The following is a 16034-nucleotide window of genomic DNA, read 5'->3' on the forward strand; positions in this document are numbered from 1 at the left end:
TGCGACTCACCTTTCTTATAAATGAACCTTTATGAAGATGGCATCTCAAGAGCAAGTTTTGCTTTTTCGAGGTCATGACTGACTTGCTCGTCAACATCATAAGCATGATACATTTCCTGCTCAATCATATAGGTAGCCACTTCATGATGTAATTGTATCGTTTCATCTAATTGTTTCTTTAAAATTTTATGGATCTCAGGGCTTGCTGTTTCCGTAATAGCTACTGCATAGCTCCGGACAGCTGCTTTTGCAGTTACTAGGAGATCTGTTGCAATGACTTCATCATTAATTAAATCTTTATTATTGATTTTATCAAGAATACTAGACATATGCTTATTCTCCTTTCTCTACTTTTTCTAGAATACTACGCAATTCTTTAACAGCCTCTTGAGATGCAGTGGCATCTTTTTGTAGCAATTGTTTTAGTTTCTTGTCAGAAGCTAGCCCTTGCATCATTGAGGATTTTGCAGCACTAGCTGATTTAATCGTCAGCATTTCATGAACTTCTAACACTTCATGAGCTGCGTAGTTTGTTTTTGCCATCATTGTTGCCTCCTTGTTGTTTTGGAATGTAATGTATGAATTCCACTGTTTTATAAAATAAAACCTATTAATTTTTTATTGATAGACAAAATGTTTAAAAAATAGTGTCGAATACGTGGTGATCATGTATAATAAAGGTACTTATTAACAATCTCATATAGCACATCTAGGTCACTTTGTTATAGAAGTGATAATAGGGAAGTTGGTGTAAATCCAACGCGGTCCCGCCACTGTAAATGCTTGATTGCCTGCACATCCACTGTCAATTTGATGGGAAGGGGAAGTAATCGATAAGCATGAGTCAGGAGACCTGCCTAGGTGTTTCGTGTGAAACCTTCGAGGAAAAGGGGAAGCGGTCTAAAACGACTCTATTTTATTTCATTTCAAAAATAGAGTAAGATTAGTACTACTTTAATGTGTAAGCACTCCTCGGCATGGAGTGCTTTTTTTGTGTATATGCCGCCTGATTCAACAATATGTTCCACAGAAGAGCTAGAGAGAGAAAATAAGTAATACTACATATTTAGGAGAGGATTTTATGTTGAAAAAGTGGTATGCAATTCTTGCCGCACTTATGCTTGCTTTTGTTTTAACTGCTTGTGGGGAGACAACAGATACAGAGGAGAGTACTGAGCCTGTTGATACAGAAGAAGCAGGGGAGGAAGAAAATGCTGAAAGTGAGAACGAAGAAGCTGGAGATTTTCCTAGAACTGTAACTGATGCTTTGGGAGAAGAGATTGTAATTGAAGAGAAGCCTGAGAAAATCGTTTCTCTCATTCCTAGTATTACCGAGACATTGTTTAAAATTGAGCAAGGAGAATATGTGGTAGGCCGTACAGATTGGGACAACTATCCTGAAGAAGTCTTAGATATTGAAAGCGTAGGAGATATGAACTTTGATGTCGAGCGTGTGCTATCTCTTAGTCCTGATCTTGTTTTATCCCATGAATCAAATGCACATAGTTCAACTGAAGGATTAGATCAAATCCGTTCTGCTGGTATTCCGGTAGTTGTCATTAACGATGCAAGTTCCATTGATGCCGTATATGAGGCTATCACAATGATTGGAGAAGCATCTGGCGGAGATCAAGAAGCAGCTTCTACCATCGAAGAGATGAAAGAACGTTTTGCAGCTATTGAAGAAAAAGCATCAGAAATTAGTGAGGAAGAACAGGTAGATGTATGGGTTGAAGTGTCAGACGAGTTATATACAGCTGGCAGCGAAACGTTTATTGATGAAATGCTTACTCTAATTCGTGCTAATAATATTGCTGATACGGAGCAGGGGTGGCCGCAATTTACTGAAGAGGAAGTAGTCACTTTGAATCCACAAGTGATTATTACAACTTACGGGTATTACGTTGAAAACGCTGATGAGAAAATTAAAGAACGTGCCGCTTGGCAAGATGTAGATGCCGTTAAAAATGAGCGTATTTATGATGTGCAATCTGATGAAGTCACAAGGTCAGGTCCGCGTCTTGTAAAAGGAGTAGAGGAACTTGCGTCAGTCATTTATCCAGAGGTATTTGGCGAATAATCACTTTATTGCCTATACAGCAGTACTAATATTTTGTTTTACAGCGTTTATCATAAGCATCGGAAAGGGAAGTGTTGAACTTCCCTTTTCTACCGTTATACTTATCGTTTTACAAGAAGGATTACATATACCGCTCAATGCAGCCCTAGATCCTATGCATGTAAATATTGTGATGGAAATCAGACTTCCGAGGACGCTGCTCGCTATGATGGTCGGCGCTTGTTTAGCCGTTGCTGGAGCAGCCTTTCAAGGTTTTCTTAAAAATCCCCTTGCTGATCCTTATACATTAGGGGTTTCATCAGGGGCTGCAGTTGGTGCGGTGGTCGTATTATTTTTTGGCATCAGCTTGCCGATTATTGGACAGTTCACATTACCTTTTGTCAGTATTATTTCAGGCTTTTTAACTTTATTTTTAGTTATAGGGTTTGCTAGAATCGTTCAGCGTTCGATGTCGGCTGAGACGATTATTTTAGCAGGAATTATTTTCAGCTCGTTTTTGGGCGCGTTTATCTCCTTGATGATTTCATTAACAGGTGATGAGCTGCGGCAGATTATTAATTGGCTGATGGGCAGTGTGGCGATGCGAGGATGGCCCTATGTATACATGATTGTTCCTTGTTTTCTAATTGGATTTATTATGTTGTTTTTTAACCGGCATGAACTCAATGCACTAGCATTTGGTGAAGAAACAGCCCGTCAATTAGGTGTGAACTTAAAGGTGCGTAAATTGACCATATTACTTGGTGCTACAATCGTTACAGGAGGTGCAGTAGCTGTTTCAGGCACGATTGGATTCGTAGGTTTAGTCATTCCGCATCTGACGAGATTGCTTTGGGGAAGTGACCATAAGCATTTGATTCCGCTCTCAATGTTTGTGGGGGCAGGATTTTTAGCCTTAACGGATCTAACGGCTAGAACAGTTTTAGCGCCAACAGAGCTGCCAATCGGGGTTATAACGGCGATTATAGGCGGGCCTGTATTTGCGCTTATTTTGTTAAAACAACGCAAGATTGGAAGATAAAATGTCATTATGAAAGAGAAAGGAGGAACGTAATTGTTAAATGTAACTAACTTAACATTAAGCTACGGCGAAAAAATCGTGATTGAAAATGTGTCTTTCAACGTAAATAAAGGAGAGATTTTTGGGATAGTTGGTCCTAATGGCAGCGGTAAAACGACCCTTTTAAAAGCGATTAGCGGCAGTCAGGAGCCTGTACAGGGGAAGATTATTTTAAATGAAAGATCTCTCACAACCTATCACTCAAAAGAATTAGCCAAACTTATGGCAGTCCTGCCTCAGCAATCTGAGACGGCCTTTACGTATTCTGTATCGGATGTGGTGGCGCTTGGGAGGTATCCCTATCAAAAAGGATGGCTGCAAGGACTGACGAAAGAAGATCATCAAGTGATAGAGCAAGCTCTTCGTCAGACCGGAACGGAAGGATTTAAAGACATACCGCTTCAATCATTAAGCGGCGGGGAGCGCCAGCGTGTGCTTTTAGCGAGAGCTTTAGCTCAGGAACCAGATATTTTATTACTAGATGAGCCAACGAATCACCTTGATATCTCCTATCAAATGAGCTTATTGAATTCGCTTAAACAATGGTCTAGGGATCGCGGCTTAACGGTCATTGCCGTTCTCCATGATTTAAATATGGCAAGCTTATACTGTGATCGAGTCTTGTTATTAGATGAAGGTCAGACAATCGCATTAAACGATCCGAGAAATGTGATGAAAAAAGAGTCTCTGACTGATGTGTATAAAACAGCGCTTGAGTGCGGAGAACATCCGGCTCATCCTTCACCATTAATTACATTTGTTCCTGAAACAGCTGATCAAGAAAGTCTCTCACCTATCGATCAATTACAGATTGAACAGAATGCACAGTGGATAAAAATAACGAGTCCTAACAGATGGAAGGCGTTATCATCTGCTGTATTAGGGGCAGGGTTCAGCTGGCATAATACGTTTGTTAATCGTCATGTGCATAAAGATTATCAGTGTGATGATGTCATTTCCGAATTTAGACACTACCTTACTGAACGTGAAATGAGCGGTGAAGATGTGATGGGCATGATGACCGCGGCAATGTTAGAAGATGGAGTTATATTACGTGTGAATGAAAATGGATTAAATATGTTAGTCATGGTGACAGCAGGTACGTCAAATGCCGTCGATGCGACAAGAGCTTTTTCTCACCCGCAGATTGAAAGTAAGGTAGGTACTATAAATACTTGGGTATTTGTGGAAGGTAAGATGCCAGAGTCTGCATACGTTCAAGCGTTAATGACGGTAACGGAAGCTAAAAGTAAAGCGATGTTTGATGAAGGAATTAAAGATGAAATCACTCAAACGATTGCAACAGGAACGTCTACTGACAGTGTAATGATTGCAGCTAGTCAGGAAGGGGAGGAATTCCCATATGCCGGGACCATTACTCCAGTTGGAAAGTTAATGGCTAAGTTGGTATATGAGGCTACAAGAGAGGCGATTGTTAATAACAAAAAGAGGCGGGGAATATGATTTTATATCATTTGATGGCTCTAACTTTTGCTGTGATCATTGATCGTCTGATCGGCGACCCAAAATGGCTGCCGCACCCTGTCGTTGGGATGGGGAAAATCATCTCCTTCTTTGAAAAAAAATTGAATAATGGCAGCCATCGCCGTGTTAAAGGGTTTATGATGATGCTTATTTTACTCTCTATCAGCGGCGGTGTCCTCTTTATCATCGTTTATACTGCCTATTCCATTCATACCATGCTAGGAATTATGGTAGAGGCATGGTTTATTTCAACGACGATCGCTGCAAAAGGGTTAAAGCAAGCAGCGCTGGATGTGTGGCAGCCTCTCGTAAATAAGGATCTAAACGAAGCAAGGAAGTATCTATCATATATCGTAGGTCGTGATACTACGAATTTGAAGGAAGAAGAGATTACAAGAGCAACCATTGAAACGGTATCAGAAAATACGAGTGATGGGATTACTGCACCTTTATTTTATGCGCTGCTTGGAGGTGCTCCCCTTGCTATGATTTACAGAGCCGTTAATACAGGCGATTCAATGGTAGGGTATAAAAATGAGAGATATTCTGAGTTTGGGTATGCAGCGGCGAAATTGGATGATCTTTTTAATTTGATACCAAGCAGACTGACTGGATTGATTATGATTATGTTTAATCGTCCTGCGCTAAAACGCAGCCGAACAGAGTGTCTTAACGTGCTTTTAAGAGATGCGAAGAAGCACCCGAGCCCAAATAGCGGGTGGGGAGAAGCAGCAGCTGCGACACTAATGGGGATCCAGCTCGGCGGGAGAAATGTATATGGCGGACACGTGTCAGAGCGAGCTAGAATGGGAGACTCATTAATTAAACTTCTTCCAGAACATATACTTGCTGCTAATCGCTTGATGATACGCACAGTTTTCGGATTCACAATTTTATTATGGATGATTGGGGGTATGTGGTATGTCCTTACCTGACCACGGCGCCAACCCTAAGATCTTTACGAAAGCATTAGGAGTGGCTTATAAAGAAGGCTCAATCGATTTTAGTGTAAACACGAACCCATTAGGTATGAGCAATTATGCGAACCTTACTCAAAGTGATCTCAAAGAGGCAATAAGTGCCTATCCAGAACCTCATGCTGAACACTTAACAGAAGCTCTAGCGAAGCATCTAAAGGTTGATAAAAGCAGGCTGTTAGCAGGAAACGGAGCGGCAGAATTAATCTTTCATTTGGCCCATCTTTATCAAGGAAAAAAGGTGCTGTTGATAGAACCTGCGTTCAGTGAATATAGAGATGCATGTGAGGCTAATGGCTGTGAAATGGAATCGATCGTGTTAGAGGACCCCTGGAAAATAGATCTCAGACAATTAGAGGGGCGCCTAGATGAGGTTGACCTAATGTTTCTATGTGCGCCTAATAATCCGACAGGAACCACGTACGAGATAGAAGAAATCCGAGAAATCCTCAACTTGGCTGCACAACATAACACTATGGTTGTAATAGATGAAGCATTTTATGATTTCCAGGAGAGTAAGCAAACCATCATAGAGGAAATTCAACAATGTAATCATTTAATCATTTTACGATCGATGACTAAAATGTATGGAATTGCAGGTGTACGCCTCGGTTATATGGTTGCGTCTCCTTCAATCATCCAACAAATAAGAAATCTTCAGCCGCCTTGGAGTGTGAACGGACTTGCTCAGCGGATCGGACTTAACCTCCTGCAGGATTCATCATTTATAAATGAAACAGCTGTATACATAAAAAAAGAAAGGCTGCGGATGAAGACAGAGCTTCGGAAAATGGACTTTTGCGTGTCTGATTCTGTCGTTAATTTTTATTTGCTTAGTGAAAAAGATAAGCGGGATCTTAGACCGCTTATGATCTTTTTAATTGAACATAAAATTATTCCTAGACATACGTACTCTTTTAATGGGTTGAATGGACGTTATTTAAGGCTGGCTGTCAAGACGAAAGATGAAAATACCATTCTTTTATCTGTATTAAAAAAATGGCGGGATCAATCATGCTAATTTTTATAACAGGCGGAGTAAGAAGCGGAAAGAGCTCTTATGCGGAAAGACGTGCAGTAGATCTGTTTCATGAGGAGCTTTATCAAGTCAAACTGTTTAACAAAGAAAAGGGAGCATTATATTATCTTGCAACCGGCCTGGCAGATGATGATGAAATGAAGCAAAGAGTGGAAAAACATCAGCTTCAACGGAGTAAAACATCCCCGCACTGGAGGGTGATTGAACAGAGTACAAATGTTGGAGAGCGGCTGCCGTTATTTAAACCAACAGATGTTATTTTGATTGATTGTTTAACCACTTTACTGACTAACGAATTATTCAACGATTGGCAGGATGAACCGGATAAATGGAAGGATCCTTTCTACCGGAAAAAAATAGAAACCAAGCTTAAATCGTTTATCACTCATTTAGCTAGAGGAAAATTCACGGCTGTTCTAGTGTCAAATGAGGTAAGTCATGAGCTTTTTTTAGATGAATTACCCCTCGTTTATGCAAAGCTCTTAGGCACCTTGCACCAGCATGCAGTGTGCGAGTCAGATGAAGCGGTTCTAGTTGAGGCTGGAATTCCAATTATAAAGAAAGGCAGGGAGTGACATGAGAGGATTAATGATTCAAGGAACGGCGTCAGATGTAGGAAAGAGCATACTTTGTACAGCCCTTTGCCGAATTCTTTATAATAGAGGGATTAAAGTTGCGCCATTTAAATCGCAGAATATGTCTAATAACTCTTATGTTACAGCTTCTAATGAAGAAATCGGACGAGCACAGGGCATACAAGCAGAAGCAGCTAACGTTCAAGCGAGCGTATTTATGAATCCCATTTTATTAAAGCCGACGAGCGATCAAGAAGCTGAAATCGTTCTATTAGGTAAAAGACAACATACAGCAACAGGTGCCGATTATCGAGAAACATTTTATGAAAAAGGGTTAGAAGCCATTTCTTCCTCTTTAGCTGAACTAAAGAAAGAGTATGAATTTGTGGTAATAGAAGGGGCCGGAAGTCCAGTTGAGATGAACTTAAATGATAAAGAACTCGTTAATATGAAAGTCGCCGAGTTAGCCGATGTACCTGTCGTATTAGTCGCTGATATAGACCGCGGCGGTGTCTTTGCCTCTATTGCGGGAACACTTTCTTTATTAAGTAAAGAAGAAAGAAGCCGTGTAATCGGAGTAGTCATTAATAAGTTCCGAGGAGACCGTGCTTTATTTGAGAACGGCGAAAAATGGATTGAGGAGCATCTGAATATCCCTGTATTAGCTGTGATTCCGCATCTTGCGAATCTCCGAATTGAAGCTGAAGATTCGCTTGCACTGGATCAACTTAGAAAGCATCAATCACCACAGAGGGAGAGCATAGATATTGCTGTCATCGACCTCCCTTATGTATCGAATCATACCGACTTAGAACCTATTTTATCTGAAGAAGATGTGTCTCTACGTTTTGTCCAAAGAGGAGAAGAGTTAGGTTATCCTGATGCGGTCATTCTGCCCGGCACTAAAAGCACTATCGCTGCTTTAAGCTGGCTGCATGAAACAAACCTGTATAAAGCGATTCAAACGTATGCAAAAGATGGAGGCTATCTTGTCGGGATATGCGGCGGTTATCAATTAATGGGAGCGTCGATTGTTGATACGGCTGGGACGGATACTGGAATAGTTGGAAAAAAAGTAAACGGGCTTGGTCTTTCTCCGCTTGAAACCGAATTCAGGAAAGATAAAACGACGATTCAATCATCAGGAGAGTTACTGCATTACCGGGAGATAAACAACCCAACCATTAGCGGCTATGAGATTCATTTAGGAGAAACTTTCTACTTAACAGATGAAGTGTTACCTTTCCTTAGATTAAACGGAAAATATGAAGGCGTACACGGGGAATCGGGACGCATAATCGGGACGTATCTGCATCATCTCTATTTCCATGACGAATGGCGGAATACATGGTTAAATCAACTAAGAGATAAGAAAGGGTTTAACAAAAGAGAGGTTGTTTCCTATGAAAAACTCAGAGGACGGGCCTATGATCAGTTAGCTGATTCCGTTTTAAAGGAGTTAGATGTAAATAGCCTATTGAATCGAATAGAGACATGGGAGAAAAGTCAGCATGGAATCAATTAAAAATCTAGTAAAAGGTGCTTTGTTAGCTTTTCAATTACTAACTACCATACCTATACCTATGCAGCTTGGCTGGAATGAGAGGCTGGCTCGAATCTCAGTCTGTTTTTATCCTTTAACAGGGCTTGTCTTAGGGGGGTTACTAGGAGGACAGGCTTATCTGTTAGTCCAATACACCAATTTGTCATCCCTGATTATTGCAGCATGGCTGCTGACATTTACGTGTATCTATTCAGGTGCTCTGCACCTTGATGGTTGGGCAGATTTCAGTGATGCTGTGTTCTCTAGACAGTCTATAGATCGTAAGCTTGAAATCATGAAGGATTCAAGAGTTGGAGCATTTGGGGTCATTTCCTTGCTATTTTTATTAGGATGGAGATTTTTATTCATTTATGAAGTCATCGAAGCTTCATTATCGGTCTATTGGCTGATTCTTATTCCGTTTTTAACACGTATCATCATGGGCAGTCAGATATTACTTGGTTCATTTGCGAGAAATAATGGAATGGCAGCAGCTCTAAAGCCTGCTCAAACCACGTCGGTGAAGCTTGTATTTTTCAGCTGGGTTACAGCTGCACTTATAGCTTTTTTGACCCTTGATTTCACTTCGGTTTGGTTAGTATTATTGGCTCTTCTCTTTTTGATAGGCTGGTTGAGGTTCAGCTATAAACAAATTAATGGAATCACAGGTGATACGATTGGCGCGGGAACAGAAGGGAGTGAAACATTTTTGTGGGCGGTACTCTTTGTGTTGTACTCATTCGGCATGGTTTAACCAGCTATAACAAGGAAAAAAGGTATTTAGGCCACACGAATCTATCCCTTCTTGAAAAAGAACAGTCGCGATTAGACTCCCTCAAGTCATGGTGTGTGAAGATGAAGCTGGATCAACTCTATTCCAGTGATTTAAACAGATGTATTGAAACGTCTTCTCTTTTATTTCCCGACCAAAACCCTGTCCTGATGTCTTCTCTAAGAGAATATGACTTTGGGGATTGGGAAGGGAAGCAGTATAGAGATTTAGCTGATTTACCTCATTATCAGAACTGGATTGCGAATCCTCGAACCATTACTCCTCCTAATGGGGAGTGTTTTAAAGATTTTACGAATCGAATTGAACAAGGTTTTAATCAATTGTTAAACGAAGCATCAAGGAATAAGCATTCTACTGTTGGGTGTGTGACGCATGGCGGTGTAATTAGGTATTTATTGAGTGAATATGCACCGAATTTAATGCCGTTTAATGAGTGGACTGCTGATATAGGAAAAGCATACAAACTAACAGGAGATATCGTAGACGTTAGGAGGGGACAACGATTCAGTTTATTACAGGTAGTGCCTTCTGTGGTAAAAACAAATGGGTGAAAACTCAAATTTCCCATATCGAAGCGAGCGAATATTCAGAGATCACATGGTATAATGGATATACTAGCAATATAGAGGGTGAAGAGATAATCCGAAGTGAAGGCATTTCTATTATCTTCGGGCTTGAACACGTGATTGAACAGTTTTTAGAGCAAGATGTAGATCATTCTAGAGGTCTGTTTAGACAGTGGCTTCAAAGATTAATAGAATGGGAAGACAGCTCACCTAAAAATAAGCTTTACCTTATTGGCTGTGATATCGGAAAAGGAATTGTGCCAATTGATAGCAGACATAGAAGTTTGAGAGATCTTGTTGGGTGGTGTTATCAGGATATTGTAGAAAGAGCAGATCGTGTTGATGTTATTTGGTATGGCATCAATCAGCGGCTGAAATAAGAGGAGGAAAACGGATGAAACTTTATACGAGAACTGGTGATGAAGGAAAAACAAGTGTGATTGGCGGCAGACTATTTAAGGATGATATAAGAGTTGAAGCATACGGTACAACGGATGAATTAAACAGTTTTATCGGCCAGGCTGTTACTCAGCTTGACCAAGAGCTTTTTGCTGATATAGTAGGAGAACTTGAAAAAATTCAGCATGAGCTATTTGATTGCGGCGGGGACCTTGCAATGGTGAAAGTAAGCGACGACCGACCATATAAAGCTAAGCAAGAGATTGTTGATTTTCTAGAAGAGAGAATTGATGAGTATATTAAAGAAGCCCCAGAGCTTGAAAGGTTCATTTTACCAGGAGGCTCACCTGCTGCAGCAACACTGCATATATGCAGAACAGTCACAAGAAGAGCCGAGCGATTAACGACAAGACTGCAGCAAGAATCGCAGACAAACCCGATCGTTTTAAAGTATTTAAACCGCTTGTCTGATTATTTCTTTGCAGTTGCAAGAGTGGTCAATGCACGTCTTAATGTTCGTGATGTAGAGTACGAACGTAGTGCGCTCGTTTTTCGCAACGGAAAACGAAAAGAAGATAAGAGAGATACTAAGTAAGCAGGATAAGACACTAGGCTCAGCAGAGTTCCTAGTGTCTTTTTCTGTTTAGCCAGAAAAAAGAAAAGGGTAATCATACCGTGCCATGTTCTTACATAATGTAGCAATGGAGTGTATAGAGGAGTGTGAGAAGATGCGCAAAAGGTTATTGATTGCAGGATGTTTTTTGCTGTTAGGAGCATCTCCGGCTGTGGCAGAAGCACCATTGACTGCTGGGGATCATATTGGTTATCCGATGAATGCAGAAAGGGTTAAAACACCGCTTATTTGGCAGATTGAGCTTATCGATGAGCGGGATCAGTCTACTGAAGTGATTGAATTAAATGAGTTTGGATATCAACCTGGAAATACGGTTCAGCGCGATGAACTGGTCGTTTTTGCCAAACAGCTTGCTGAAGCAATTGATACTCCAATGCAAAACCCGACGATAAATAAAGACGGAGTCATAACACCGGGGCAAGCGAGGGTGATTTTGGCGGAGGAAGAGTTAATAGACACCTTATTACATGCCACATTTTTAGATAATCAGATCCCGCTTCCTATCTATGTAACGGAACCAACTGTATCAGAAGAACAACTTGAGGGAATTGATTTGTATGAGATCGGCGCATTTACTACTTATTTTAACCCAAATGTAGCTGGCCGTTCTGAAAATATTAGATTGTCTGCCGGGTCAATCCAAGATTTTGTCCTTGGTCCTGGAGATCAATTTTCTTTTAATCAAGTCGTTGGAGAACGAACGATTGAACGTGGCTATAAGGAAGCGAAAGAAATTGTGAATAAGGAATTTGTGATGGGAGTTGGCGGAGGCATCTGTCAGACATCTTCAACCTTATATAATGCAGTAGAAGAAGCTGGTCTAGAAATGGTTGAGCGGATTACGCATTCTAAAGACATAGGCTACGTTCCGGCCGGGCGTGATGCGACAGTATCTTGGGGAGGGCCAGACTTTAAATTTAAAAACCCGCACACTCATCCTGTGATCATACGCACAGAAGTTTCTCTTGAGCGAGGAGAGATCACGGTCAGTGTTCATTCCAATCAGCGTGTTACACCTTCAAGCTAAGCTCTTATGCTTAGCTTTTTTTGGTTTGGTTGGCAGACCATATTTGATTTTCCGCATAATTCACACCTAACCATTTCATACTAATACTAATTAGGTAGGAGGAGGTGGATAAGAGATGCTTGTTAGATGGATGAAACAACGGATGAAAAATCAACATCACCAGGAAACGGTCGAAGACGTATATACAATGCTCACTAAATCAAGTGACTTTTCTCAGTATGAACGCGAGCAAAATCAACGTACATATGAAATTAGTTATTTTCAGACGATGATTGATATTGATCGCTTGCATCGTGATATCTTACTCCACCTAGAAAAAGCAGAATCCAAAGATTTATCGTCACTAATTGAGCCTGTTCCTATACAAAATAAGCTCATCACTACGAAAGCTCAAGATGTTCGCGACAAAGTCATAGAAGGATTTATTGCTATTCGTGATAAGAATGATCCTTCTACTGTAGCTCTCATTGAAGCAGGGCTTGCAAGTGATCGTGAAGTAACAACCCCAGAGGTTGAGTTCAGCGTATCAGGACCCCAAGAAGCATTCATCGAATCAATTGATACAAATATTAACTTAATTCGAAAACGATTACCGCTTCCTCAGCTGCAAGTGAAGGAACTGACTTTAGGAAAGCTGACAAAAACGAGAGTAGCGGTTATGTACGTAGAAGGGCTAGTTGATGAAGCAAATTTAAATACGATGCTCCAGAGATTAAATGATCTCGAATATGATCAAGTGTTCGACTCTAGCAGTCTTGCTCAAATGATTACAGATAAAACAATGTCGATATTTCCTCAGCTCATTAATACTGAGCGTCCTGAGCGAGTATCTGCCGTGCTTGCTGAGGGAAAAGTAGCCTTTTTATGCGACGGTTCCCCTGAAGGTGTGTTTGGACCAGTTACGTTAGTTGAGTTCTTCTCTTCCTTAGAAGATTATTATCTTCCATGGCAGATTGCTTCTTCGGTACGTATGTTGCGATTTATTTCGGTAGCCTTTTCTATTTTAGCCACACCTATTTATGTAGCGGTATTAACATACCATTACGAATTAATTCCTAAAGATCTCTTAGCGACCATTATGGCATCAAGGAGTAATATTCCTTTCCCGCCGTTAATAGAGGCCATCTTTTTAGAGTTAACGATTGAGCTATTACGTGAAGCGGGGGCTAGACTTCCAACGAAAGTCGGTCAGACGATTGGTATCGTAGGAGGGATTGTCATCGGACAAGCCTCAGTGGAAGCGGGTTTAACGAGTAATGTTCTATTGATCATTGTCGCTCTAGCAGCACTTGCTTCATTTACGACACCGGTCTATCAAATGGGTAATACGATTCGTTTGATTCGTTTTCCGTTTATTGTTTCAGCGGCTTTATTAGGAGGAGTGGGTGTCGCTTTTTGCGGGTTATATACATTAGCTCATCTTCTTCATTTAACCTCGTTAGGAAGACCTTATTTGTCACCGCTCTTCCCGCCGAGAATAAAAGATTGGAAAGACGCATTTATCAGAATGCCATTTAACTATATGTCTGAGAGACCTGTTTACTTAAGGCCGAGAGATAAAGGGAGATTCAACTTTAAAAGAGCCATGGAAAAGCACGATATAGATGAATAACATATAGATGAATAAAAGGGTATGTAGTATGGGGGTGATAGTATGGACAAGCCGATCAAAGAACAGTATCTGGTGTCAGGCTTTTTAGTCTTCTTTTTGATTCACGGAATGCAGATTGGAATCGGTATTTTAGGGTTTCAGCGCGGTGTGGTCAAAGAGGCAGGGTATGATGCGTGGATTTCTGTCATTGGTGCAGGCATTTTTGTACACTTGATTATCTTTTGTATTTACTTATTAGCGAAGCGGTCAAAGGGAGACCTGATATTGATTCACCAGCAGCTGTTTGGTAAATGGATAGGGAATATTCTCAGTTTTTTTGTATGTATTTATTTTGTCTGCTTAGCCTCCATTGTCATGCGTGCTTATATTGAAATTATCCAAGTATGGATGTTTATTGACCTGCCGACTTGGGTGATGGCCTTGATTGGATTTGGCCTATTCTATTATGTCGTAGCTGGGGGCTTTCGTTCTGTTGTCGGCTTGACATTCTTAGGTGTCATTATTCCCATCCCTTTATTTTTAATTTTATTAATGCCGCTTGAGTTTGCCCATTTCATTAATTTAGTTCCAGTATTGAAGCATACCATAGTGGAACTTGCTTTAGGTGCAAAAGAAACGACATTAAGTTTTTTAGGCTTTGAGATATTGCTTTTATATTACCCTTTTCTAAAGAACAGGGAATTCACACAAAAGTGGGCACAGCTCGGAGCGTTTGCGACAACTTTTATCTATACCATCATCATGCTGATCAGTTTGGCTTTTTATTCGGAGGAACAATTAAATAAAACGATATGGGCGACACTCAGTCTCTTTAAAGTCGTACAGCTGCCTTTTCTTGAGAGGTTTGAATACATTGGGGTCGCTCTTTGGGTCTTGTTTATTGCTCCTAATATTGCTCTCGCACTGTGGGCAGCAAGCAGAGGGGCGAAACGGATTTTTCATATGAACCAGCGTGCCGCTTTGTTTATTTCATTAGTATTAGTGACATTTATTATGATCTCTTTGCCTACTCGTCAAGAAATCAGCATCTTTGCCGACTGGGTCAGTACGTTTGGCTTCTATTTTGTCTTTGCCTATATTCCATTACTTGTTATTATTCAAACGATTGTTATGAAAGTGAAAAAAGGGAGGGGAGATCATGAGAAAACGACTTCTATGTAACCTGTTTCTCTTGCTCTTCATCCTCTCAGGCTGTATTGAAACGAGAATTATTGATGAAATTGCCGTAATACGTACGGTCGCTTTTGATACGGACGGGGAACAAAATCTCTCAATGACAGTTAGTTTTCCTATTTTTCTTGAACAAGGACAGGAAAATATTCAAGAAAGAGATATTATTACAGCCGACGCTGAAACGGTAAAAGGGGCGAGGATCTTATTAACCGAGAAATCTCAGAAGCCTCTTGAATTTGGACAGCTGAATGTGGTGTTGATTGGGGAAGAGCTTGCCTCAAAAGGAGTAGAAGAGGCTATTGATTCTCTATACAGGGATGCTTCAGTAGGTAATCGAATTACATTGGCTTTAGTTAAAGGCAGGGCACAAGATATCATAGAAGCAAATTTAGGCGGGGGAGAACAGACAGGAGTTTATTTATCTGATCTAGTTCAGCAGAATATGGAGACAAACACAATCCCAGCAACGAACATGCACGAATTTCTGTTTAGTTTATATAATGACGCGAGGGACCCTTTCTTACCCGTTTTAGCTATTGAAAATGATCGAGTTGGAATAACCGGTACAGCTCTTTTTAAAGATGATAAATATATACGTACTCTTACTTTAGATGATTCATTCATCTTAAAATTAATGACGACACCGACGAAAAGAGTGTCAAGACAATTTTATGTACAAACAGGAGATCAACAAGCTGTTGTTGTACTAGAAAAGATTTTCAGCAACCGAAAACGCTCAATTGATAAAACAGGACCTTATCCAAGATATACCCTTGAGATTAAACTCAAGGCGGAAATCATTGATTATACAGGGGCGATGAATTTAGATGAAGATGACTTAATCGATGATATAGAAAGTCAGATTGAAGAGAAGATTTCTAAGCGAGCTCAAACCTTGTTAGAACAGTTTCGTGATGAAGGGGTGGATCCTGTTGCGGTAGGGGAGAAATATCGAAGTATTACCCGCGATTGGGTTCCTGAAAAATGGGAAGATCAGATTTACCAAACGATGGAATTTGAAGTGGAAACAAATGTCGAAATTCTAAGTTCCGGTGCGATCGAGTAACATCT

Annotated in this window: 17 protein-coding genes and 1 riboswitch; of the genes, 15 read left to right on the forward strand and 2 right to left on the reverse strand. The window is 40.5% G+C overall.

Going from position 1 to position 16034, the window contains the following annotated elements; genetic code table 11:
- Positions 1 to 29 precede the first annotated feature (29 nt).
- Positions 30 to 329, reverse strand: a complete 300-nt coding sequence (locus BPOF4_RS07165; protein ID WP_012958427.1) for a spore coat protein — start codon at positions 327 to 329, stop codon at positions 30 to 32.
- Between the two features lie 4 nt (positions 330 to 333).
- On the reverse strand, positions 334 to 546 hold the full coding sequence (locus BPOF4_RS07170; protein ID WP_148229502.1) for a hypothetical protein: 213 nt from the start codon (positions 544 to 546) through the stop codon (positions 334 to 336).
- A 148-nt stretch (positions 547 to 694) separates the two neighbouring features.
- Positions 695 to 875: riboswitch (cobalamin riboswitch) on the forward strand.
- Between the two features lie 206 nt (positions 876 to 1081).
- Here BPOF4_RS07170 and BPOF4_RS07175 point away from each other — a divergent pair.
- The 15 genes from BPOF4_RS07175 to BPOF4_RS07245 all read left to right on the forward strand — a co-directional run bounded on the left by BPOF4_RS07175 (position 1082) and on the right by BPOF4_RS07245 (position 16029).
- Positions 1082 to 2080, forward strand: a complete 999-nt coding sequence (locus BPOF4_RS07175) for an ABC transporter substrate-binding protein (protein ID WP_012958429.1) — start codon at positions 1082 to 1084, stop codon at positions 2078 to 2080.
- Positions 2043 to 3101 (forward strand): FecCD family ABC transporter permease, encoded by a 1059-nt coding sequence (locus BPOF4_RS07180; protein WP_012958430.1) that lies wholly within the window; start codon positions 2043 to 2045, stop codon positions 3099 to 3101. The genes BPOF4_RS07175 and BPOF4_RS07180 overlap by 38 nt, the downstream gene beginning before the upstream one ends.
- A 33-nt stretch (positions 3102 to 3134) precedes the next feature.
- On the forward strand, positions 3135 to 4604 hold the full coding sequence (locus BPOF4_RS07185) for a heme ABC transporter ATP-binding protein (protein ID WP_012958431.1): 1470 nt from the start codon (positions 3135 to 3137) through the stop codon (positions 4602 to 4604).
- Entirely contained in the window at positions 4601 to 5560 is a 960-nt protein-coding gene (gene cbiB / locus BPOF4_RS07190) for an adenosylcobinamide-phosphate synthase CbiB (protein WP_012958432.1), read from the forward strand. The genes BPOF4_RS07185 and cbiB overlap by 4 nt, the downstream gene beginning before the upstream one ends.
- Positions 5547 to 6623: a threonine-phosphate decarboxylase CobD gene (gene cobD, locus BPOF4_RS07195; protein WP_012958433.1), complete on the forward strand. Its 1077-nt coding sequence runs from the start codon at positions 5547 to 5549 to the stop codon at positions 6621 to 6623. The genes cbiB and cobD overlap by 14 nt, the downstream gene beginning before the upstream one ends.
- Positions 6617 to 7216 carry a bifunctional adenosylcobinamide kinase/adenosylcobinamide-phosphate guanylyltransferase gene (locus BPOF4_RS07200; protein WP_012958434.1) on the forward strand — a complete coding sequence of 200 codons (600 nt, stop codon included), beginning with the start codon at positions 6617 to 6619 and terminating at the stop codon, positions 7214 to 7216. The genes cobD and BPOF4_RS07200 overlap by 7 nt, the downstream gene beginning before the upstream one ends.
- Position 7217: 1 nt before the next feature.
- Positions 7218 to 8741, forward strand: a complete 1524-nt coding sequence (locus BPOF4_RS07205; RefSeq protein WP_012958435.1) for a cobyric acid synthase — start codon at positions 7218 to 7220, stop codon at positions 8739 to 8741.
- Complete coding sequence (locus BPOF4_RS07210) at positions 8728 to 9513, forward strand: adenosylcobinamide-GDP ribazoletransferase (protein ID WP_012958436.1); 786 nt, start codon at positions 8728 to 8730, stop codon at positions 9511 to 9513. Before BPOF4_RS07205 ends, BPOF4_RS07210 begins: the two co-directional genes overlap by 14 nt.
- On the forward strand, positions 9471 to 10103 hold the full coding sequence (locus BPOF4_RS07215; protein ID WP_041822326.1) for a histidine phosphatase family protein: 633 nt from the start codon (positions 9471 to 9473) through the stop codon (positions 10101 to 10103). The genes BPOF4_RS07210 and BPOF4_RS07215 overlap by 43 nt, the downstream gene beginning before the upstream one ends.
- Positions 10100 to 10498, forward strand: a complete 399-nt coding sequence (locus tag BPOF4_RS07220) for a bifunctional adenosylcobinamide kinase/adenosylcobinamide-phosphate guanylyltransferase (RefSeq protein ID WP_012958438.1) — start codon at positions 10100 to 10102, stop codon at positions 10496 to 10498. The genes BPOF4_RS07215 and BPOF4_RS07220 overlap by 4 nt, the downstream gene beginning before the upstream one ends.
- 14 nt (positions 10499 to 10512) lie before the next feature.
- The gene (locus BPOF4_RS07225; RefSeq protein ID WP_012958439.1) at positions 10513 to 11112 is read left to right on the forward strand and encodes a cob(I)yrinic acid a,c-diamide adenosyltransferase; all 600 of its coding nucleotides are present in this window, start codon (positions 10513 to 10515) and stop codon (positions 11110 to 11112) included.
- A gap of 133 nt (positions 11113 to 11245) precedes the next feature.
- The gene (locus tag BPOF4_RS07230) at positions 11246 to 12178 is read left to right on the forward strand and encodes a VanW family protein (RefSeq protein ID WP_012958440.1); all 933 of its coding nucleotides are present in this window, start codon (positions 11246 to 11248) and stop codon (positions 12176 to 12178) included.
- 115 nt (positions 12179 to 12293) lie between these two features.
- Positions 12294 to 13790 (forward strand): spore germination protein, encoded by a 1497-nt coding sequence (locus tag BPOF4_RS07235; protein WP_012958441.1) that lies wholly within the window; start codon positions 12294 to 12296, stop codon positions 13788 to 13790.
- A 42-nt stretch (positions 13791 to 13832) separates the two neighbouring features.
- Complete coding sequence (locus tag BPOF4_RS07240; RefSeq protein WP_012958442.1) at positions 13833 to 14951, forward strand: GerAB/ArcD/ProY family transporter; 1119 nt, start codon at positions 13833 to 13835, stop codon at positions 14949 to 14951.
- A complete protein-coding gene (locus BPOF4_RS07245; RefSeq protein WP_012958443.1) occupies positions 14929 to 16029 on the forward strand; it encodes a Ger(x)C family spore germination protein in 1101 nt (366 codons plus the stop codon). Before BPOF4_RS07240 ends, BPOF4_RS07245 begins: the two co-directional genes overlap by 23 nt.
- Positions 16030 to 16034: the final 5 nt, after the last annotated feature.

The sequence above is a fragment of the Alkalihalophilus pseudofirmus OF4 genome (assembly GCF_000005825.2).
Classification (GTDB): Bacteria; Bacillota; Bacilli; order Bacillales; family Bacillaceae_D; genus Alkalihalophilus; species Alkalihalophilus pseudofirmus.